The sequence below is a fragment of the Pelobacter seleniigenes DSM 18267 genome, from assembly GCF_000711225.1.
Taxonomy (GTDB): domain Bacteria; phylum Desulfobacterota; class Desulfuromonadia; order Desulfuromonadales; family Geopsychrobacteraceae; genus Seleniibacterium; species Seleniibacterium seleniigenes.
On sequence record NZ_JOMG01000002.1, the window covers coordinates 72,563 to 92,879 of the forward strand.

General features: G+C 51.8%; 22 protein-coding genes. All 22 read right to left on the bottom strand.

Annotated elements, in window-relative coordinates; translation table 11 throughout:
- Positions 1-9: 9 nt before the first annotated feature.
- Positions 10-549, bottom strand: a complete 540-nt coding sequence (gene rplE / locus N909_RS0102935; protein WP_029911125.1) for a 50S ribosomal protein L5 — start codon at positions 547-549, stop codon at positions 10-12.
- Positions 550-565: 16 nt separating this feature from the next.
- Positions 566-895, bottom strand: coding sequence for a 50S ribosomal protein L24 (gene rplX / locus N909_RS0102940; RefSeq protein WP_029911128.1), 330 nt, complete (start codon positions 893-895; stop codon positions 566-568).
- 25 nt (positions 896-920) lie between these two features.
- Positions 921-1,289 carry a 50S ribosomal protein L14 gene (gene rplN, locus N909_RS0102945; RefSeq protein ID WP_029911131.1) on the bottom strand — a complete coding sequence of 123 codons (369 nt, stop codon included), beginning with the start codon at positions 1,287-1,289 and terminating at the stop codon, positions 921-923.
- An 11-nt stretch (positions 1,290-1,300) separates the two neighbouring features.
- Positions 1,301-1,567 carry a 30S ribosomal protein S17 gene (gene rpsQ / locus N909_RS0102950; protein WP_029911135.1) on the bottom strand — a complete coding sequence of 89 codons (267 nt, stop codon included), beginning with the start codon at positions 1,565-1,567 and terminating at the stop codon, positions 1,301-1,303.
- Positions 1,568-1,582: 15 nt separating this feature from the next.
- Positions 1,583-1,774, bottom strand: coding sequence for a 50S ribosomal protein L29 (gene rpmC, locus N909_RS0102955; RefSeq protein ID WP_029911137.1), 192 nt, complete (start codon positions 1,772-1,774; stop codon positions 1,583-1,585).
- Entirely contained in the window at positions 1,764-2,186 is a 423-nt protein-coding gene (gene rplP / locus N909_RS0102960) for a 50S ribosomal protein L16 (RefSeq protein ID WP_029911139.1), read from the bottom strand. Before rplP ends, rpmC begins: the two co-directional genes overlap by 11 nt.
- 16 nt (positions 2,187-2,202) lie before the next feature.
- The gene (gene rpsC / locus N909_RS0102965) at positions 2,203-2,853 is read right to left on the bottom strand and encodes a 30S ribosomal protein S3 (protein ID WP_029911141.1); all 651 of its coding nucleotides are present in this window, start codon (positions 2,851-2,853) and stop codon (positions 2,203-2,205) included.
- A 17-nt stretch (positions 2,854-2,870) separates the two neighbouring features.
- On the bottom strand, positions 2,871-3,203 hold the full coding sequence (gene rplV, locus N909_RS0102970) for a 50S ribosomal protein L22 (RefSeq protein WP_029911144.1): 333 nt from the start codon (positions 3,201-3,203) through the stop codon (positions 2,871-2,873).
- Between the two features lie 31 nt (positions 3,204-3,234).
- The gene (gene rpsS, locus N909_RS0102975; RefSeq protein ID WP_029911147.1) at positions 3,235-3,513 is read right to left on the bottom strand and encodes a 30S ribosomal protein S19; all 279 of its coding nucleotides are present in this window, start codon (positions 3,511-3,513) and stop codon (positions 3,235-3,237) included.
- A gap of 22 nt (positions 3,514-3,535) precedes the next feature.
- Complete coding sequence (rplB, locus tag N909_RS0102980; protein ID WP_029911150.1) at positions 3,536-4,363, bottom strand: 50S ribosomal protein L2; 828 nt, start codon at positions 4,361-4,363, stop codon at positions 3,536-3,538.
- A gap of 33 nt (positions 4,364-4,396) precedes the next feature.
- Positions 4,397-4,684, bottom strand: coding sequence for a 50S ribosomal protein L23 (locus tag N909_RS0102985; RefSeq protein WP_029911153.1), 288 nt, complete (start codon positions 4,682-4,684; stop codon positions 4,397-4,399).
- Complete coding sequence (gene rplD / locus N909_RS0102990; protein WP_029911164.1) at positions 4,681-5,304, bottom strand: 50S ribosomal protein L4; 624 nt, start codon at positions 5,302-5,304, stop codon at positions 4,681-4,683. Before rplD ends, N909_RS0102985 begins: the two co-directional genes overlap by 4 nt.
- 25 nt (positions 5,305-5,329) lie before the next feature.
- Entirely contained in the window at positions 5,330-5,953 is a 624-nt protein-coding gene (gene rplC / locus N909_RS0102995; protein WP_029911168.1) for a 50S ribosomal protein L3, read from the bottom strand.
- 33 nt (positions 5,954-5,986) lie between these two features.
- Positions 5,987-6,295, bottom strand: coding sequence for a 30S ribosomal protein S10 (gene rpsJ, locus N909_RS0103000; protein ID WP_029911171.1), 309 nt, complete (start codon positions 6,293-6,295; stop codon positions 5,987-5,989).
- Positions 6,296-6,309: 14 nt separating this feature from the next.
- Positions 6,310-7,503, bottom strand: a complete 1,194-nt coding sequence (gene tuf, locus N909_RS0103005) for an elongation factor Tu (RefSeq protein WP_029911174.1) — start codon at positions 7,501-7,503, stop codon at positions 6,310-6,312.
- Between the two features lie 20 nt (positions 7,504-7,523).
- Positions 7,524-9,602 carry an elongation factor G gene (fusA, locus tag N909_RS0103010; RefSeq protein ID WP_029911177.1) on the bottom strand — a complete coding sequence of 693 codons (2,079 nt, stop codon included), beginning with the start codon at positions 9,600-9,602 and terminating at the stop codon, positions 7,524-7,526.
- Between the two features lie 27 nt (positions 9,603-9,629).
- On the bottom strand, positions 9,630-10,100 hold the full coding sequence (gene rpsG / locus N909_RS0103015; RefSeq protein ID WP_029911180.1) for a 30S ribosomal protein S7: 471 nt from the start codon (positions 10,098-10,100) through the stop codon (positions 9,630-9,632).
- A gap of 23 nt (positions 10,101-10,123) precedes the next feature.
- A complete protein-coding gene (gene rpsL, locus N909_RS0103020) occupies positions 10,124-10,495 on the bottom strand; it encodes a 30S ribosomal protein S12 (protein WP_029911183.1) in 372 nt (123 codons plus the stop codon).
- A gap of 174 nt (positions 10,496-10,669) precedes the next feature.
- Positions 10,670-14,824: a DNA-directed RNA polymerase subunit beta' gene (gene rpoC, locus N909_RS0103025; protein ID WP_029911187.1), complete on the bottom strand. Its 4,155-nt coding sequence runs from the start codon at positions 14,822-14,824 to the stop codon at positions 10,670-10,672.
- A 72-nt stretch (positions 14,825-14,896) separates the two neighbouring features.
- Positions 14,897-19,000 carry a DNA-directed RNA polymerase subunit beta gene (gene rpoB, locus N909_RS0103030; RefSeq protein ID WP_029911190.1) on the bottom strand — a complete coding sequence of 1,368 codons (4,104 nt, stop codon included), beginning with the start codon at positions 18,998-19,000 and terminating at the stop codon, positions 14,897-14,899.
- Between the two features lie 258 nt (positions 19,001-19,258).
- Positions 19,259-19,639: a 50S ribosomal protein L7/L12 gene (rplL, locus tag N909_RS0103035; protein ID WP_029911193.1), complete on the bottom strand. Its 381-nt coding sequence runs from the start codon at positions 19,637-19,639 to the stop codon at positions 19,259-19,261.
- A 45-nt stretch (positions 19,640-19,684) separates the two neighbouring features.
- Positions 19,685-20,203, bottom strand: coding sequence for a 50S ribosomal protein L10 (gene rplJ, locus N909_RS0103040; protein ID WP_029911195.1), 519 nt, complete (start codon positions 20,201-20,203; stop codon positions 19,685-19,687).
- Positions 20,204-20,317 lie beyond the last annotated feature (114 nt).

A 20,317-nucleotide genomic window follows, 5' to 3' on the forward strand; every position in this document is an offset into this window, starting at 1 on the left:
CTTAAAGCTCTATTTTCTGAACGGCATACCGAGACCGGCCAGCAATGCACGGCCCTCTTCGTCGGTTTTTGCCGTTGTTACAATCGTAACGTTCAACCCGGAAACCTTGGCGATCTTATCGAGGTCAATCTCAGGAAAGATCAACTGCTCGCGGATACCAAGGGTATAATTACCCCGGCCGTCAAACGCTTTGGGAGAAACGCCCTTAAAATCGCGAACCCGAGGCAGCGCAACATTGACCAAGCGATCAATGAATTCCCATGCCCGATCGTGCCGCAACGTTACACAGGCACCGATAGACATGTTTTCACGCAGCTTGAATCCGGCGATCGACTTTTTGGATTTGGTCACCACCGGTTTTTGGCCGGAAATCCGTTCCAGCTCTTCAACTGCGGATTCGAGCAGCTTGGGATTCTGAATGGCCTCACCGAGACCCATATTCAGAACGACCTTCTCTATTTTGGGAACTTCCATTACGTTACGGTATTGGAATTCCTTCATCAGGGCAGGAATCTGCTCCTGAATATATGCCTCTTTTAACCTGGCCATTGAAATCTCCGTTTACTTATTTATCAACGCTCGCGTTACATTTTTTGCAATAACGAGTCTTGCTACCGTCCTCAAGAGTTTTGACGCCGGTACGAGTCGCCTCGTTACAAGAACCGCAGATCAACATGACATTGGACATGCTGATTGCCGCCTCTTTCTCGACGATACCACCCTCGGGATTGAGCTGATTAGGGCGGGTGTGTCGTTTCACCACGTTGAGGTTCTCAACGACAACACGTCCTTTGGCTGGGAAAACCCGCAGAACCTTACCGGTTTTACCGCGCTCCTTACCAGCAATAATTTTCACCATGTCATCTTTTTTGACATGTACTTTGATACTAGCCATTGCTTATTTTCTCCAACAGTCCGGTTTATAAAACTTCAGGAGCCAGCGAAACAATTTTCATAAAGTGACGGGCTCGCAACTCTCTCGCGACTGGGCCGAAAATACGGGTGCCGATAGGTTCGTTACCAGCGTTAACGACAACAGCTGAATTGTTGTCAAAACGAATAAACGACCCGTCCGGACGCGGAATTTCCTTCGCAGTACGCACAATCACAGCACGAACAACATCACCTTTTTTAACTTTGGAATTCGGCAACGCTTCTTTAACACTGCAAATGATGATATCGCCGATTCCGGCATATTTACGCTTCGATCCACCCGGGACCTTAATACAGCAAAGCTTCTTCGCGCCGGAATTATCTGCGACGCTCAGCATGGATTGCATCTGGATCATGACTTACTCTCCTACGCGGTAACGGCCTTCTCCAGAATCTGGCGCACACGCCAGCGCTTGTCTTTGGACAAGGGTCTGGTTTCGACAATAAGGACTTTATCACCAAGAGCGCAACTGTTCAGCTCATCATGAGCTTTACAGCTAACTTTCCGCTTGATGAATTTTTTATAAATGCTGTGCTTAACCAGGTCATCGACCCTGACAACAACAGTTTTATCCATTTTGTCACTGACAACAACGCCGATCCGGGTTCTTCTGCTACCTCGTTCTTGACTCATTTTTCCTCACACACACTAGGCATTCAGCTTACTGGACAGGACTGTCTTGACTCGTGCCACGTCTTTACGTACAGCAGATATCTTAGCAGTGTTTTCCAGATGACCGGTATGCAATTGAAATCTCAGATTGAAAAGCTCCTGCTGAAGCTCACGCGTCTTCGCTTCCAATTCCTCTACGCTGAGATCGATAATTTCACTAGCCTTCATCGCCAGCCTCTCTTTTCACAAATTTGGTCCGCATCGGTAACTTATGAGCACCAAGCCGGAAAGCCTCACGTGCAATTTCCTCGGTAACTCCCTGCATTTCATAAATCATATGGCCTGGCTTTACCACAGCAACCCACTTCTCGGGCGACCCTTTTCCTTTACCCATCCGGGTTTCGGCCGGCTTACTGGTAAGGGGCTTATGCGGAAATGTGCGAATCCAGATCTTCCCACCACGCTTGATATAGCGCGTCATGGCGCGACGAGCAGCTTCAATCTGACGTGACGAAAGCCAGCCGCACTCAAGGGCCTGCAGACCGTAATCACCGAAACTAACTTCAGTACCACGGGAGGCCTGTCCAGTCATGCGACCGGTAAACTGCTTTCTACGCTTAACTTTCTTCGGCATTAACATGGTTAATTACTCCTGATCAGCCAACCGGCTGTTCTTGTTCTTTTCCAAGCACCTCACCCTTGAAGATGAGGACTTTGACACCAATGATTCCGTAGGTCGTCTTTGCTTCGGCAAAACCATAATCGATATCAGCTCGCAAAGTATGCAAAGGAACACGCCCTTCACGATACCATTCAGTACGGCTCATCTCGGCACCGCCCAAACGCCCGGAACAATTGATTTTGATTCCCTTTGCACCGAATTTGAGGGCCATACTGACACTACGCTTCATGGCTCTTCTGAAAGCGACGCGCCTTTCCAGCTGCAACACAACATTTTCTGCAACCAACTGGGCATCAACTTCCGGCTTACGCACCTCTTGAATGTTGATAAAACATTCATCATCGGTAATCTTGGCCAGATCTTTTTTCAATACCTCAACCTCGGAACCTTTTTTGCCGATGATAATTCCGGGTCTTGCGGCAAAGATGTTGATCTTTACTTTATTAGCTGCTCTCTCAAGCTCGATTTTCGAAATTCCTGCATGGTACAATCTCTTCTTCAGGAAATTACGAAGTTTGAGATCGGCATGAAGTTTTTCGGCATAGTCTGAATCTGCGTACCAGCGGGATTCCCATGTCCGGTTAACTCCAAGACGAAATCCTATCGGATGAACTTTCTGGCCCAAAGGGATACCTCCTCGTTTTACTTAACATCCAGAACCACAGTAATGTGGCTGGTCGGTTTGCGAATCCGGCTGGCTCGCCCTTGTGCGCGAGGCATAAAGCGCCTTAACACGGGGCCCTGATCGACCATAATTGTTTTAACAAACAACTGATCAACATCAGAAACACCTTTCTGTTCGGCGTTTGCTACAGCTGATTTCAATAATTTAGAAAGAACTGGTGCAGTTTTCTGCGGAGAAAATTGCAGAATGTTCATAGCATCCTGAATCCCCTTACCGCGGACCAGATCGACAACGAGTCGCGCCTTACGCGGAGAAAGGCGAACGTTCCTCAGTTTTGCTTGTGCTTCCATTGCTCGGAACTCCTGTTAAAATCGCGGTAAGCTATCTGACCTTGCTCTTCTTGTCACTGCCGTGACCGAAGTAAGTCCTCGTCGGAGCAAATTCACCCAGCTTGTGACCAACCATATTTTCACTGACAAAAACCGGGACAAATTTCTTCCCGTTATGAACAGCAAAGGTCAGCCCGACAAACTCAGGAATGATGGTCGAACGCCGCGACCAGGTCTTGATAACTTTGTTACGGTTAGTGTCACCTTCCAGATCTACTTTGCGTAGCAGGCTGTCCTGGACGTATGGCCCTTTTTTAATTGATCTTGCCACGATCTTCTCCTAAAGGCTTGAATTACTTCTTATTTCTACGACGTACGATAAATTTGTCCGTACGTTTATTCGTTCTGGTTTTGTAACCTTTGGTCGGGATACCCCATGGGGTAACCGGATGACGACCACCGGAACTCTTACCTTCACCACCACCATGCGGGTGATCGACCGGGTTCATGGCCACACCACGCGACTGCGGACGTTTCCCCAGCCAACGGTTACGACCGGCTTTACCGATCTTGATTTTTTCATAATCAAGATTGCCAACCTGACCAACAGTAGCACGGCATTCCTGCATCACCAGGCGAACTTCACCGGAAGGGAGTCGCAACTGGGCATAGCGACCTTCTTTCGCAGCGATCATCGCGTAGGCACCTGCACTACGGGCCAACTGGCCGCCTTTGCCAACCTTAAGCTCAACATTGTGCACCCAGGTGCCCAACGGAATGGCCTTGATCGACAACGCATTGCCCGGTCGAATATCAGCGGAATCGCTGGCAACCACCGCATCGCCGACCGACAGACCGTTGGGAGCCAGAATGTAACGCTTCTCACCGTCAGCATAGAACAACAGTGCGATGCGAGCACTACGGTTGGGATCATATTCGATGGAAGCAACCTTAGCAGGAACCTCAAGCTTGTCCCGTCGAAAATCCACAATCCGATATTGCCTCTTGTGGCCACCGCCAGTATGACGCTTGGTGATCCGACCGGAGTTGTTTCGTCCGCCGGACCGCTTCAGCGGTACAAGAAGAGATTTTTCCGGTCTGGCTTTAGTTACTTCCTCGAAAGTCGAGGAGGTCATATGACGCCGACCGTCCGAGGTTGGATTATATTTTTTTATACCCATGACAACTGCTCCATACCTGCCAAATACACGGCCTTAAACGCCATAAAAATCGATATTATGCCCCTGTTGCAGGGTAACATATGCTTTTTTCCAGTTGTTCCGTTGCCCGAAAGAAGCACCGACCCGCTTCATTTTACCGCGCAACTGGATAGTATTAACCGACTTGACCTTGACATCAAAAGCTTTTTCAACCGCCTGCTTGATTTCGATTTTGTTGGCCGAGCGCGCAACTTCAAATGCAACAACTTGCGCTTCGTCCTTCAGCAGGTTTGCTTTTTCAGTAATCAGCGGTTTGCGAATAATCTCGTGAAGAGGTTTCATTTTTCCAAAGCTCCTTCGATCTCAGTAACCGCGGCATCAGTCAGCACCAGATAAGGGTATTTAAGAACGTCGTATACATTCACCCCTTCTGCGCGCAGGACTTTTACATTGCGCAGATTTCTGGCTGAAAGCTCAACCTTGACATCGGCCTGGTCGATAACGACCAACGCACCATCCAGCGCAAACCGCTCAATAACCTGACTGAACCGTTTGGTACTGATATCATCCAGGGCCAGATCTTTCACGACCACCAGTTTTTCGCCTTGAAAGCGAGCGGACAATGCGCTGCAAAGCGCCGCTTTCTTGACCTTCCGATTCAGCTTGAAGGAATAGGAGCGGGGCTGAGGTCCAAACGCAACACCACCACCAACGAAATGGGGTGCGCGAATAGTACCCTGCCGTGCATTACCGGTACCTTTCTGACGATAAGGCTTCTTTGCACCACCGGCAACCGCGCTTCTGTTCTTGACCGCTGCCGTCCCCTGACGCCGAGCCGCAAGTTGATAACGAACCATGTCATGCAAAAGATATTCTTTTACTTCAGTATTAAAAACAGTGTCCGCGAGCTCACGCTCTCCAACCTGTTTCTTGTCCTGATCATAAATTGCTACAGTTGCCATTTATCCACTCCTAAATCCGCAGCACTTAAACCTTGATCCCTTTACGGATCTCGACCAGACCGTTTTTCGGTCCAGGAACGGCACCACGTACAAGGATTAAATTCTCTTCGGGCCGAACGTCGACAACAATGAGGTTTTGTGTTGTAACCCGCACATTACCCAATTGTCCAGGCATTTTCTTACCCTTGAACACTCGGGACGGCCAAGCCGAAGCACTGATGCCCCCAGGCCGACGTTTAAACATGGAACCGTGAGTCGCCCGGCCACCGGAAAAACCCCACCGCTTCATAACGCCCTGAAATCCCTTACCCTTACTGGTACCGGTTATATCGATCCGGTCACCGGGCTTGAACATTTCGCAGGAAACGATATCACCAACGGCGCAGTCCCCGACGGTTGAAAATTCGCGAACATGAGCAAAGGCACCCTTGCCGGCCTTTTTGAAGTGTCCCATTTCCGGCTTGTTCGCGCGCTGTGCACCAATCGCCTTGAAACCAATCTGTACAGCTTCATAGCCATCAGTTGCCGCTGTCTTCTTCTGCAGAACCGTACATGGCCCCGCTTCCAGCACAGTCACAGGAATCCGCTGCCCATCAGCAGCATAAACCTGGCTCATGCCTATCTTTTTTCCTAACAATCCGTTGGTCATAGTCGTGCCCTTAAATTGCGATTAAACCAAAAATTAAAGCTTGATCTCAACGTCTACGCCAGCAGACAAGTCCAGCTTCATCAAAGCATCCACGGTCTGCTGAGTCGGCTCCATAATATCCAAGAGACGCTTATGCGTACGAATCTCAAACTGCTCTCGACTCTTTTTGTCGACGTGCGGACCGCGCAGCACACAGTATTTATTGATCACAGTCGGCAACGGAATGGGGCCGACCAAACGTGAACCGGTACGTTTCGTTGTATCTACAATTTCCGCAACAGCCTGGTCGAGCAGGCTGTGATCATAAGCTTTCAGACGAATTCTGATCTTCTGTGTAGACATGTGTTTTCCTCGTATTACTCGATAACTTCACTGACCACGCCGGCGCCGACAGTACGGCCGCCTTCGCGGATTGCAAAGCGCAGTTCCTTGTCCATTGCAATCGGGGTGATCAAATCAACCGTCATTGCAATATTGTCACCAGGCATAACCATTTCGGTGCCTTCCGGAAGCTCAACAATCCCGGTCACATCCGTGGTCCGGAAGTAGAACTGCGGACGATACCCTTTGAAGAACGGGGTATGACGACCACCCTCTTCCTTGGTCAGAATATAAGCCTCGGCTTTGAACTTGGTATGCGGGGTGATGCTGCCCGGCTTAGCCAGAACCTGACCACGCTCGATGTCTTCACGCTTGACACCACGCAGCAGAATACCGACGTTGTCGCCGGCCTGACCCTGATCCAGCAGCTTGCGGAACATTTCGACACCGGTCACGACCGTTTTGGTCGTAGCTTTCATGCCGACGATTTCGACTTCTTCCTGAACTTTGACCACGCCGCTCTCAACCCGACCGGTGGCAACAGTACCACGACCGGAGATGGAGAAGACGTCTTCAACAGGCATCAGGAACGGCTTGTCAACAGCACGCTCCGGCTCGGGGATGTAGCTGTCAACAGCGTCCATCAGTTCGAGAACTTTGTTCTTGCCGATCTCGTCATCGCGACCTTCCAGAGCGGCCAGAGCGGACCCGGCAATGATCGGAATATCGTCACCCGGGAAATCATAGCTCGACAGCAGCTCACGGATTTCCATGTCGACCAGCTCGAGCAGTTCTTCGTCGTCAACCATGTCGGCCTTGTTCAGGAACACGACCATGGCCGGAACACCAACCTGACGAGCGAGCAGGATGTGCTCACGGGTCTGCGGCATCGGGCCGTCAGCAGCCGAGACCACCAGAATAGCGCCGTCCATCTGGGCAGCTCCGGTGATCATGTTCTTGACATAGTCGGCGTGACCCGGGCAGTCAACGTGTGCATAGTGACGCTTTTCGGTCTCATATTCGACGTGGGCGGTTGCAATGGTGATACCACGCTCACGCTCTTCCGGTGCATTGTCGATCTGATCGAAAGCCTTGACTTCACCGCGGCCCATCTTTTCTGCGAGCACGGTGGTAATCGCTGCGGTCAGCGTGGTCTTGCCGTGGTCAACGTGACCGATGGTCCCGATGTTGACGTGCGGCTTTGTCCTCTCAAATTTTTCCTTGGACATAACTATCTCCTCTCCTCGGCCTAACCATTGACCTTGGCGATAATCTCTTCACTAATTGCCTTAGGTACCTGCTCGTAATGATCAAATACCATCGTATATGTTGCCCGACCCTGCGTTGAACTGCGTAGATCGGTTGCGTAACCAAACATACTGGAAAGTGGAACGTGAGCATTAACAACCTGCGCACCGCCGCGGGAATCCATCCCCATGATACGGCCGCGACGGCTATTCAAATCGCCGATAACATCTCCCATGTATTCCTCAGGGACAACAACTTCGACCGCCATAATCGGCTCGAGCAGAACGGGAGAAGCTTTTCTTGCCCCTTCCTTGAAGCCCATTGAACCGGCAATCTTAAAGGCCATCTCGGAAGAGTCAACATCGTGATACGAACCGTCGTAACAAGCGACCCGAACATCAACAATCGGGAAACCGGCAAGAACCCCGTTTTCAGCGGCCTCTTCAGCACCCTTCCCAACTGCAGGGATATATTCGCGCGGAATAACGCCACCCTTAATCTCATCAATAAAACTGAAGCCTTCACCAGGTTCGCCCGGCTCAAGACGCAACCAACAATCGCCATACTGACCACGGCCACCGGACTGGCGGACAAACTTGCCTTGCACTTCGACCGATTTAGTGATCGATTCACGATAAGCAACCTGCGGAGCGCCAACATTACACTCAACCTTGAACTCGCGCTTCATCCGGTCAACAATGATCTCAAGATGCAGCTCGCCCATCCCGGAAAGAATGGTCTGACCAGTTTCTTCATCGGTCCGCACCCTCAAGGACGGATCCTCAGACAGCAACTTACCCAGAGCAACACCCATCTTTTCCTGATCGCTTTTGGTCTTCGGCTCAACCGACAAGTGAATAACCGGTTCAGGGAATTCCATCGACTCAAGCAGCGACGGCTTATCCGGGTCACACAAAGTATCACCAGTAGTAGTGTGCTTCAAACCGACCGCAGCAGCGATATCACCAGCATAAACCTGCTTGATCTCTTCACGCTTATTAGCGTGCATCTTCAACAAACGACCGAAACGCTCCTTCTTACCTTTGGTCGAGTTGAGGACAGACGTTCCAGACTCGGCAACCCCCGAATACACCCGAAAGAAGCTCAGCTGACCAACAAAGGGGTCGGTCATAATCTTAAAGGCCAAAGCAGCAAAGGGTTCGCTATCGGAAGCGGGCCGCTCAAGCTCTTCGCCGTTATCAGGATTAACCCCTTTAATAGCAGGAACGTCCAGCGGAGAGGGCATATAATCAACCACCGCATCCAACAGCGTCTGCACACCTTTATTTTTAAAAGCGCTACCACAAAGTACGGGACAGAACTCAATATTCTTCGTCCCCCGGCGAATCGCCGCCTTGATCTCGTCGACGGTCAGCTCTTCACCACCAAGATATTTCTCCATCAACTCTTCGTCGTTGCCAGAAATCTCTTCCAGCAGGGCCTCGCGCGCCATCTCGACATCATCAACCATATCTTCGGGGATATCGATGACTTCAAATTTGGCACCCATCGACTCATCGTCCCAGACAATCGCTTCCATGGTCACCAGATCGACAAGCCCACGGAAGTTCTCTTCGGCACCAATCGGCAACTGCAACGGCAGCGGATTGGCACCCAATCGCTCACGAATCATATCAACACCGCGATTAAAGTTGGCGCCAATACGATCCATCTTATTAATAAAGGCGATCCGCGGAACATGATACTTGTCAGCCTGCCGCCAAACCGTTTCCGACTGCGGCTCAACACCACCAACAGAACAGAAGACAGCAACAGCCCCATCAAGAACCTTCAGCGAGCGTTCGACTTCGATGGTAAAATCTACGTGGCCAGGAGTGTCAATAATATTGACCCGATGGTCCTTCCAGAAACAGGTCGTCGCAGCTGAGGTGATGGTAATACCACGCTCCTGCTCCTGCTCCATCCAGTCCATAGTCGCTGCACCGTCATGCACCTCACCAATTTTATGTGAGATCCCCGTATAGAACAGGATACGTTCAGTCGTTGTGGTCTTACCGGCATCAATGTGAGCCATAATACCGATATTACGAGTTTTTTCTAGAGCAACCTTGCGAGCCACGTTTTTCTCCTAACCTGAACGACTGATCTACCAGCGATAATGCGCAAAAGCCTTGTTAGCTTCTGCCATACGGTGCGTATCTTCGCGCTTCTTAACGGCAGCACCACGGTTGTTGAAGGCATCTACAAACTCACCCGCCAACCGCTCGCGCATGGTCTTCTCGCTACGAGCCTTCGCATAAATAGCCAACCAACGCATTGCCAGCGCAGTGCGCCGTGAAGGAGCAACCTCGACAGGAACCTGGTAGGTGGACCCACCAACACGACGTGACTTAACCTCAAGAACCGGGCGCACGTTATCCATGGCAGTCTTGAACACTTCCAGCGGGTTATTCCCGGTCCGCTCGGCGACCAGATCAAAAGCACCGTAAACAATGTGCTCAGCAGTACTCTTTTTTCCGTCAACCATGACATTGTTGACAAATTTCGCAACCAGCAGATCCCCATACTTAGGATCCGGCAGAATGACCCGCTTTGGGACTTCTCTTCTTCTGGGCATAACGTCCTCTTCCTCAGACTAAATCACTTAGGGCGCTTAGCGCCATATTTCGAACGACCCTGCTTGCGATCCTTAACTCCGGCAAGGTCAAGAGTACCACGGACAATATGGTAGCGGACACCAGGCAAATCCTTAACCCGGCCACCACGAATCAGCACCACGGAGTGCTCTTGCAGATTGTGTCCCACGCCAGGAATATACGAGGTCACAACAATTCCGTTAGTCAAACGCACCCGGGCAACTTTCCGCAGCGCAGAGTTCGGCTTTTTCGGGGTCGTTGTGTAAACACGCGTACATACCCCGCGTCTTTGCGGACAAGATTTCAACGCAGGCGCCGTCGACTTGACGACTTTCTTTTTGCGCCCGCTGCGAATCAGTTGGTTAATCGTTGGCATCTAGATTCTCCCAAATCCTTATCAGTGTTTCATACGGCCGAACAACAGCCTTTCTGTGGGGAAAAACCCGCAGAGATTATCAATCGACCTACCCTTTGTCAAGCTATTTTTTCTTATTTAAAAATTAGTATTTACAGAGTTTGAAGGCTCCGCAATCGGAGCCTTCAAAACCATTCAATCTATCTCTTCCGGCATCTCTGTATCCGACTCATCAATCTCGAGCGGATCTTCCATTTTAACCTCTGGTTCAGGTATTTTCAATTCAACTGCACGATATTTTGCGACTCCGGTTCCTGCAGGAATCAAACGCCCCATAATGACGTTTTCTTTAAGCCCACGCAGGGAATCGACCTTCCCTTGAATGGCCGCCTGGGTGAGCACCTTGGTGGTCTCCTGGAAGGATGCGGCGGAGATGAACGACTCGGTCGACAGTGACGCCTTGGTAATCCCGAGCATAATCGGTTCACCGATAGCCGGCTGGCCATCTTCAGCCTGCACCCGATCGTTTTCCTCTTCGAAGATCCAGCGATCGACCTGATCATCGGTCAGGAAGTTGGTATCCCCGACCTCTCGTATCTGCACCCGTCTGAGCATCTGCCGGACAATGGTTTCAATATGCTTATCATTGATCTTGACGCCCTGCAGACGGTAGACCTCCTGCACCTCATCGACCAGATACTTGGAGAGCTCCTTGCTGCCCAGAACCCGGAGGATATCATGTGGATTGCTTGAACCATCCACCAGTTCTTCCCCGGCATGCAAGTAGTCACCTTCATGCACCGAGATATGCTTCCCTTTAGGGATCAGGTATTCCACCGGATCACCGATTTCCGGGGTTACCACGATCTTGCGCTTGCCTTTGGAATCTTTCCCAAAGGAAACCACACCGTCAATTTCCGAAATAACCGCCACCTCTTTGGGTTTACGCGCCTCGAACAACTCGGCAACCCGTGGCAGACCACCGGTGATATCCTTGGTCTTGGTCGTTTCACGCGGGATTTTGGCCAGGATTGCCCCGGCATAAATCTCGCTACCCTCTTCGACCGAGATGTTTGCTCCCACCGGCAACATATAGCGAGCCGGAGAACCGTTGGGCAGTTTGACCGTTTTCCCCTCTTCATTTTTGAGGGTAATCCGCGGCCGTTTATCAGCGGTCTTGGCTTCGGTGACGACCTTCCGTGACAGACCGGTAACTTCGTCGACCTGCTCCTCCATAGTCAGACCCTCGGTGATATCACCGAAATGAACCACCCCGCCGACCTCGGTGATGATTGGAACCGTATAGGGGTCCCATTCCGCCAGCATCTCACCAGCGCTGACCGGAGCCCCTTCTTGCCGGGTTAACCGTGCACCATAGACAACGGAATAGCGTTCCCGTTCACGGCCGGTTTCATCGACAACCGCGACCTCCCCTTTCCGATTCATGACAACCGGGAAACCATCGACATTGTCGACAGTGGTCAGGTTGATGAACTTAAGAGTACCGTCAAAACGTGCTTCCAAAGCGGTCTGTTCAGCCCGCCGCGAAGCGGTACCACCAATGTGGAAGGTCCGCATGGTCAACTGGGTCCCCGGCTCACCAATGGACTGGGCAGCAATGACGCCGACCGCCTCCCCAAGATTGACCAGGTGCCCCCGGGCCAGATCTCGACCATAACAGAGGGCGCAGATGCCGCGTTTGCTTTTACACGTCAGCACCGAGCGGATTTTGATCTTTTCAATCCCGGCTTCCTCGATTTTGGTCACCAGGTCTTCATCGATCAGCTGATTGGCTTCCACCAGCAGATCGTCAGTCACCGGATCAAAGATATCGTCCAGCGCAACCCGACCGAGAATCCGGTCGCCTAACCGCTCGATAACCTCGCCCCCTTCAGTCAGGGAGGAGACCTCAATACCATCAAGGGTATCGCAATCCTGCTCGGTAATGATGGCATCCTGCGCCACATCCACCAGCCGCCGGGTCAGATAACCGGAGTTAGCGGTTTTCAACGCGGTATCGGCCAGACCTTTCCGCGCACCGTGGGTCGAGATAAAGTACTGCAGAACGGTCAACCCCTCACGGAAGTTGGCGGTGATCGGCGTTTCGATAATGGATCCGTCAGGCTTGGCCATCAACCCGCGCATACCAGCCAGCTGCCTGATCTGCTGGGCGCTACCCCGGGCACCGGAGTCAGCCATCATGTGGATCGCATTGAAGGAGGAAACCTCAACCTCCTCGCCATCGGCTGATTTAATCTTATCGACGGCGATATTGCCGAGCATGGTACCGGCGATATCTTCAGTACACTTGGCCCAGATGTCGATGACCTTATTATAGCGTTCACCGTCAGTGATAAGACCTTCAGTGTACTGCTGCTGGATATCTTTCACCTCATCAGCGGCAACCTTGATCCGCTCTTCCTTGGTAGCGGGGATCTCCATGTCATCAAGACAGATCGAAACCCCGGCCAGACTTGAATAGCGGAAACCGGTTTCCTTGAGCTTGTCAGCCAGGATAACGGTCTCCTTGTTGCCGGCGAGCCGGAAACTGACGTCGATAAGATCGGCGACCTGTTTTTTACCCATCACTTTGTTGACATGCTTGAAGGGGATGGTATCCGGCACGACCTCACGCAGCAGAATCCGTCCGACCGTGGTTTCCACCAACTCGGTTTCACCACCGGCAACCTGAATCATGCGCACCTTGATAGCGGCCTGCAGATCGGCTTCTTCAGCATCGAAGGCCATCCGTACTTCAGCAGGTGAAGCAAAGATCTTCCCGGTACCGCTGACGAAAGGACGCTCACGGGTCATGTAATAAAGACCCAGAACCATATCCTGCGACGGCACGATAATCGGTTTACCACTGGCTGGTGAGAGGATGTTATTGGTCGACATCATCAACACCCGAGCTTCGATCTGGCTCTCAATGGAGAGCGGCAGATGCACCGCCATCTGGTCACCGTCAAAGTCGGCGTTGAAGGCGGTACAAACCAGCGGGTGCAGCTGAATAGCTTTACCTTCGATCAGCACCGGTTCAAAGGCCTGAATACCCAGGCGGTGCAGAGTCGGCGCCCGGTTGAGCATGACCGGGTGCTCCTTGATGACCTCTTCCAGGACGTCCCAGACCTCGGACTTCTCTTTTTCAACCATCTTCTTGGCGCTCTTGACGGTTGTCGAGAAACCTTTCTCCTCAAGCTTCTGATAGATGAATGGTTTGAACAGTTCGAGAGCCATTTTCTTGGGCAACCCACACTGGTGCAGTTTCAATTCCGGACCGACGACAATAACCGAACGACCCGAATAATCGACCCGCTTACCGAGCAGGTTCTGCCGGAAACGACCGCCCTTCCCTTTAAGCATATCGGAAAGAGACTTCAGAGGCCGTTTGCTCGGCCCGGTAATGGCGCGACCACGCCGGCCATTATCGAACAGGGCATCAACCGACTCCTGCAGCATCCGTTTTTCATTACGAATGATAACTTCCGGCGCACGCAGCTCCATCAACCGCTTGAGACGATTATTCCGGTTGATAACCCGGCGATACAGATCGTTCAGGTCGGAAGTGGCGAAACGACCGCCATCAAGAGGCACCAACGGCCGCAGTTCGGGCGGCAGGACCGGAATGGTTTCGAGTATCATCCATTCTGGGCGATTACCGCTTTGCCGAAACGCGTTGATAACCTTGAGCCGTTTGGAAACCTTTTTCTTCTTGGCTTCGCTGGTCGCTTCTTTCATTTCGATCCGCAGTTGCTCGCCAACCCCTTCCAGATCGAGTTCAGCCAACAATTCACGGACCGCCTCAGCGCCCATCCCGGCAACAAACTGTCCGGCCCACTCGTCCATGGCCTCGCTGTACTTGTCCTCGGGCAGCAATTGCCCTTTCTCCAGGGAAGTTTCACCCGGATCAAGAACCACATAGGCTTCAAAATAGAGAACCTTTTCGAGATCCTTGAGGGTCATATCCAGCAATGCACCGATTCTTGAAGGCAAAGACTTCAGGAACCAGATGTGCGCGACCGGGCAAGCAAGATCGATATGCCCGAGGCGCTCCCGGCGAACCTTACTGGGGATAACTTCAACACCGCACTTCTCGCAGACAATGCCGCGGTGCTTCATTCTTTTATATTTTCCACAGTTACATTCATAATCCTTGGTCGGACCAAAGATTTTGGCGCAGAACAAACCATCCCGCTCCGGTTTGAATGTACGGTAATTAATGGTCTCCGGCTTTTTAACCTCGCCGAAGGACCGTTCCCGGATCTTCTCCGGTGACGCCAGTGAAAGCTGGATAGAGTTAAAACTCAACGGATCTTTCGGGCGTTCAAAGAGACTGAATATATCTTCCAAAACGCATCCTCCTTGTAGGATGAGTGTTCAGCTTTTCAACAAAACTTAACCAAGTGCCAGGAAGGGGAAAGCTTAGTCCTCTTCCAGCAGATCAACATCAAGGCAAAGCGCCTGCAATTCCTTAATCAAAACATTGAAGGACTCGGGCAGACCCGCCTCAAGGGTATGCTTCCCTTTAACAATGGCCTCATACATCCTGGTTCGTCCGGCAACGTCATCGGACTTAACGGTCAGGAATTCCTGCAACGCATGGGCTGCACCGTAAGCCTCCATTGCCCAGACCTCCATCTCACCCAGACGCTGGCCGCCGAACTGTGCTTTACCACCAAGCGGCTGCTGGGTAACAAGGCTGTAGGGACCGATGGACCGGGCATGGATTTTATCATCAACCAAGTGGTGCAGTTTCAGCATGTACATGATGCCGACGGTAACTTTTTCCTTGAAAGCATTACCGGTTTTACCATCGTACAAGGTCATCTGTCCGCTGGTGCTGAACCCGGAACGGTCCAACTCGGACTTGATCTGGTCTTCGTTGACCCCCTCAAAGACAGGTGAAGCCATCGGCACGCCATGCATCAGGCGACGGGCCAGGACCTTAAGATCTTCTTCCTCAAGGCCGTCGATAAAGCCGTTAAGCTCCTCATCGCCATAAGCGGTTTTGATTTGCCCCTTCAATGCTTCGACACTGTACTGTTCTTCAAACACTTTCCGGATCTGATTGCCCAGACCGCGGGCGGCGAGTCCCAAATGGGTTTCAAGAATCTGCCCAACGTTCATACGCGAGGGAACCCCGAGCGGATTCAGCACGATTTCCACCGGCGTTCCGTCGGCCATATAAGGCATGTCTTCCTGCGGCAAAATGCGGGAAAGAACACCCTTGTTCCCGTGCCGTCCGGCCATTTTATCACCGACTTGAAGCTTCCGCTTGATGGCGATATAAACTTTGACCATTTTGATAACGCCCGGTGGCAGATCGTCGCCACGCTTGCATTTATCGATTTTATCTTCAAAAACAGCCGTGATGATCTGCTCCCGCTCTGCGAGACGATTGAGCAGGTTGGCAATTTTTTCTTCCACTTCAGGCGCCCCGGAAACGGAGATATCCTGAATCTGTCCGAACGCCACCTTTTCAAAGGCCTGCTCGGTGATCTTTTTCCCAGCGGGAAGAATTTCACCGCCATCCTCGTCAAGCAGGGCAACAGCTGCTGTCGTGCCGACCAGGAGGGAACGAATCTTGTTGCGGGTCGATTTGCGCAGGATGCGGATTTCGTCATCCTGGTCCTTGCGCAGTTTTTCGATTTCACGAGCCTCAATCTGCTCGGTCCGGGCATCCTTGTCAGACCCTTTCCGAGAGAAGACCCTGGCGCCGATAACAACCCCTTCTTCACCTGGCGGAACCCTCAAAGAGGTGTCACGAACATCACCCGCTTTTTCACCGAAAATCGCCCGCAGTAGTTTTTCTTCCGGCGACAACTGAGTCTCACCTTTGGGCGTGATTTTCCCAACCAGGATATCACCAGGCTTGACACTGGCGCCAATCCGGATAATCCCCGACTCATCCAGGTCACGCAGTGCGTCTTCACCAAGATTAGGGATATCATCGGTAATCTCCTCTTTACCCAGCTTGGTATCCCGGGCAACACATTCGAATTCTTCGATGTGAATAGAGGTATAGCGGTCATCCTGCACCAATTTCTCGGAAATCAGGATCGAATCTTCAAAGTTGTAACCATGCCAGGGCATGAACGCAACCAGGACATTCTGTCCCAGCGCCAGCTCACCCCACTGGGTGGACGGGCCGTCGGCAATGACATCGCCGCGCTTGACCCGATCCCCGACCTTGACGATCGGTTTCTGGTTGATGCAGGTATTCTGGTTCGAACGACTGAACTTCAGCAAGTTATAGATATCGACCCCGGTGCCAGTTTCATCCATCTCCTTCTCGGAGATCTGGATAACAACCCGATCGGCATCCACGCTTTCCACGACACCGTCATGGCGGGCGACAACCGAGTTACCGGAATCGTGGGCAACCACCCGCTCCATCCCGGTACCCACCAACGGAGCATCGGTCCGCAGCAACGGCACGGCCTGGCGCTGCATGTTGGATCCCATCAGCGCACGGTTGGCATCATCGTTCTCCAAAAACGGAATCAACGCCGCAGCAACCGACACGATCTGCTTGGGTGAAACATCCATCAGATTGATCTGATCCGGTGGCAACAGCATGAATTCGCCGTTTTTACGGACGTTGACCAGCTCATTGATGAACACCCCGTTATCGTCGATAGGCGCATTGGCCTGGGCGATGGCGTGTCCTTCCTCTTCCAGAGCGGAGAAATATTTGATCTCGTTGGTCACCTGCCCGTCCCGGACGATCCGGTAAGGTGTTTCGACAAAGCCGTACTCGTTAATCCGGGCATAGGTCGAGAGGGAGGCGATGAGGCCGATGTTCGGGCCTTCCGGGGTTTCGATCGGACACACCCGGCCATAGTGGGTCGGATGGACGTCACGCACCTCGAAACCAGCACGCTCACGAGTCAGACCGCCAGGTCCCAGGGCGGACAGACGCCGTTTATGAGTGACCTCGGAAAGCGGATTGGTCTGGTCCATGAATTGCGACAGCTGCGAGGAGCCGAAAAATTCCTTGACCACCGCGGAAACCGGTTTGGAATTGATCAGGTCATGGGGCATCAGGCTGTCGACATCCTGCAGGCTCATGCGTTCCTTGATGGCCCGCTCCATTCTGACCAAACCGACCCGGTACTGGTTTTCGAGCAGCTCGCCGACAGCACGAACCCGACGGTTGCCAAGGTGATCGATATCATCGATGCCGCCTTTACCGTTTCTCAAGTCGATCAAATAACGAACGACCTGAAGAATATCTTCTTTGGTCAGGGTCGATTGCTCAATCGGGCTGTCAACACCAAGCTTGTGATTCAGTTTGAGCCGGCCAACCGCCGAGATATCATAACGATCCTCACTGAAAAACAGGCTCTCAAACAAACTGTTAGCGGTTTTGATGGTCGGCGGATCGCCGGGCCGCAGCCGCCGGAAAATCTCGATAATCGCATCTTCCGCGGTTTCGACCTTGTCCCCTCTCAGGGTATCGCTCAAATAAGAGCCGACATACAGGTGGTCGATGAACAGGATGGGGAATTCATTGATCCCCTTCTCTTTAAACTCTTCGAGTTTTCCTTCGGTCAGCTCAGCGTTACACTCAAGAATGACTTCGCCGGTGGTTTCGTCGACGATATCTGTCGCCACGACCTGTCCGACCAGCCCCTCAGCCAGGACCGGAATGGTCTCCAAGCCGATCTCTTTCAATTTACGGATCGCCGCCCGGGTAAATTTACGGTTCGCCTTGACGATCACTTCACCACCATCGTCAAGCACGTCCGCGGTGGCACGCTGGCCTGCGAGCAGATCCAGGTTAACCTTTTTGGAATACCCCTGCCCGTCCCAGCAGATCTCTTCGACATCGTAATAATACTTCAGAAGCTCTTCGGTCGTGTAGCCGAGAGCTTTCAGCAGTACTGTTGCAGGCAATTTCCGGCGCCGATCGATTCGCACCCAGAGCAGGTCCTTGTGATCAAAATCAAAATCAAGCCAAGAACCGCGGTAAGGGATTATCCGCGCATTATAAAGAACCTTGCCGCTGGAGTGGGTCTTCCCTTTATCGTGCGAGAAGAAAACCCCAGGAGAACGATGCAGCTGGCTGACGATGACCCGCTCCGTACCGTTAATGATAAAGGTACCGTTTTCGGTCATCAGTGGAATCTCACCGAAGTAGACTTCCTGCTCTTTGATGTCGCGAATGGACTGCGCCCCGGAATCTTTATCCACATCCCAGGTCACCAGCCGCACCTTAACCTTAATTGGAGCAGCATAGGTCATGCCACGCTGATGGCATTCTTCTACATCATATTTAGGAGTCCCCAATCCGTATGATACATACTCCATGGAGCAGGTATCACTGAAATCGCGAATCGGGAAAACAGAACGAAAAACCGCCTCAAGTCCGCTCTGTTTACGCTCCGAAACAGGAGTTTCAGCCTGTAAAAATCTTTTATAAGAAGTTTTCTGAATATCTATGAGGTTAGGAATATCAATGATATTCGAAACCTTTGCGAAGTGCTTCCTGAGGAGCGGATTATTCGCAAACGAATACGCCATGGTTTCTCCTTTGGGTCAGGATCGTGGCCCGGCTAACAGGCCCTGGCAAACACGACACCACTCATGTAGGCTCTACGAACGCGACCGACGAAAATGACTGTGATCCAGCGCTCAACACCTACCGGCACTGAAGACAATCTCCAGCGCCTGGTCCTGCAGTAAAAAGTCCGCCCAGGAGTCAAGACCTGAGCTGTCAACGAGAATAGCCAAGGCCACACAAGGTGACCTTGGCTAGTAACCTGCTATTGGCTAGGGCCGCTATTTCAGCTCCACACCAGCGCCAGCTTCTTCAAGCTGCTTTTTGATGTCCTCGGCTTCGGCTTTGGAAGCAGCTTCCTTGACGGTGCTCGGAGCACCATCCACCATCTCTTTGGCTTCTTTGAGGCCAAGACCGGTAATCGCACGAACAACCTTAATAACGTTGATTTTTTTGTCACCAACGCTGGCAAGGATAACATCAAACTCATCCTTTTCTTCAGCTGCTTCAGCAGCGCCAGCGGCGGGGCCGGCAGCAACGGCAACCGGTGCAGCAGCGGAGACGCCGAATTTTTCTTCCAGTTCCTTAACAAATTCCGACATTTCCAGCACGGTCATTTTTTCAAGAAACTCAACAACTTGCTCTTTAGTAATTTCTGCCATTTTTTCCTCCGATATATTTCGAATTATTTCTATTGGTTAAATTAATTAAGCAGCTTTAGATTGCCCAATGGCATTCAAAACCTGAACCAAACTGCGCGGAATAGCAGCCATGGTACCGACAAAGTTGGTCAATGGTGCATTCATGCAGCTAAGAGCTTTAGCCAACAGCTCTTCGCGGCTCGGCAGTTCAGCCAAAGCATTGATCTCGGCAACACTGATCAGTTTACCGCTCAGCACACCAGCCTTCAATTCAAAGGCTTCGACGTCCTTGGCGAACTTACTGAGAATCTTTGCCGGAGCAACCGGATCATCGCCAGCCAGCGCAATTGCGGTAGGCCCTGCACAAAAAGCCTGCAGTTCTTCAGCCGGAGTACCTTGGGCTGCCAGCTTCAGCAGTTTGTTTTTAACAACCCGATACTCAACACCGGCTTTGGTCAGTTCACGCCGGAGATTAGTTGCCTGCTCAACGTTAATACCGCGATAATCTGCCAGAAAAGCAGCAGGAATATCGGCCAGCCGTTGTGCCAACTCCTGAACAACCTGTTCTTTTTCGGTTCTGTTCATATACTCTCCTCCTTTCGTTAGAATCTTGGGATATCATATCCCGCCCAAGTCAACGTCAGGGAGAGAGCGAGCAAGTCGTCTATACACCCTTCGAGCCTCGGCAGGTGGCTTCGC

Coding starts and splice junctions, on each gene's coding strand:
- rplE (WP_029911125.1), bottom strand. CDS start 549: ATGGCCAGGTTAAAAGAGGCATATATTCAGGAGCAGATTCCTGCCCTG.
- rplX (WP_029911128.1), bottom strand. CDS start 895: ATGGCTAGTATCAAAGTACATGTCAAAAAAGATGACATGGTGAAAATT.
- rplN (WP_029911131.1), bottom strand. CDS start 1,289: ATGATCCAGATGCAATCCATGCTGAGCGTCGCAGATAATTCCGGCGCG.
- rpsQ (WP_029911135.1), bottom strand. CDS start 1,567: ATGAGTCAAGAACGAGGTAGCAGAAGAACCCGGATCGGCGTTGTTGTC.
- rpmC (WP_029911137.1), bottom strand. CDS start 1,774: ATGAAGGCTAGTGAAATTATCGATCTCAGCGTAGAGGAATTGGAAGCG.
- rplP (WP_029911139.1), bottom strand. CDS start 2,186: ATGTTAATGCCGAAGAAAGTTAAGCGTAGAAAGCAGTTTACCGGTCGC.
- rplV (WP_029911144.1), bottom strand. CDS start 3,203: ATGGAAGCACAAGCAAAACTGAGGAACGTTCGCCTTTCTCCGCGTAAG.
- rplB (WP_029911150.1), bottom strand. CDS start 4,363: ATGGGTATAAAAAAATATAATCCAACCTCGGACGGTCGGCGTCATATG.
- N909_RS0102985 (WP_029911153.1), bottom strand. CDS start 4,684: ATGAAACCTCTTCACGAGATTATTCGCAAACCGCTGATTACTGAAAAA.
- rplD (WP_029911164.1), bottom strand. CDS start 5,304: ATGGCAACTGTAGCAATTTATGATCAGGACAAGAAACAGGTTGGAGAG.
- rplC (WP_029911168.1), bottom strand. CDS start 5,953: ATGACCAACGGATTGTTAGGAAAAAAGATAGGCATGAGCCAGGTTTAT.
- rpsJ (WP_029911171.1), bottom strand. CDS start 6,295: ATGTCTACACAGAAGATCAGAATTCGTCTGAAAGCTTATGATCACAGC.
- tuf (WP_029911174.1), bottom strand. CDS start 7,503: ATGTCCAAGGAAAAATTTGAGAGGACAAAGCCGCACGTCAACATCGGG.
- rpsG (WP_029911180.1), bottom strand. CDS start 10,100: ATGCCCAGAAGAAGAGAAGTCCCAAAGCGGGTCATTCTGCCGGATCCT.
- rpsL (WP_029911183.1), bottom strand. CDS start 10,495: ATGCCAACGATTAACCAACTGATTCGCAGCGGGCGCAAAAAGAAAGTC.
- rpoB (WP_029911190.1), bottom strand. CDS start 19,000: ATGGCGTATTCGTTTGCGAATAATCCGCTCCTCAGGAAGCACTTCGCA.
- rplL (WP_029911193.1), bottom strand. CDS start 19,639: ATGGCAGAAATTACTAAAGAGCAAGTTGTTGAGTTTCTTGAAAAAATG.
- rplJ (WP_029911195.1), bottom strand. CDS start 20,203: ATGAACAGAACCGAAAAAGAACAGGTTGTTCAGGAGTTGGCACAACGG.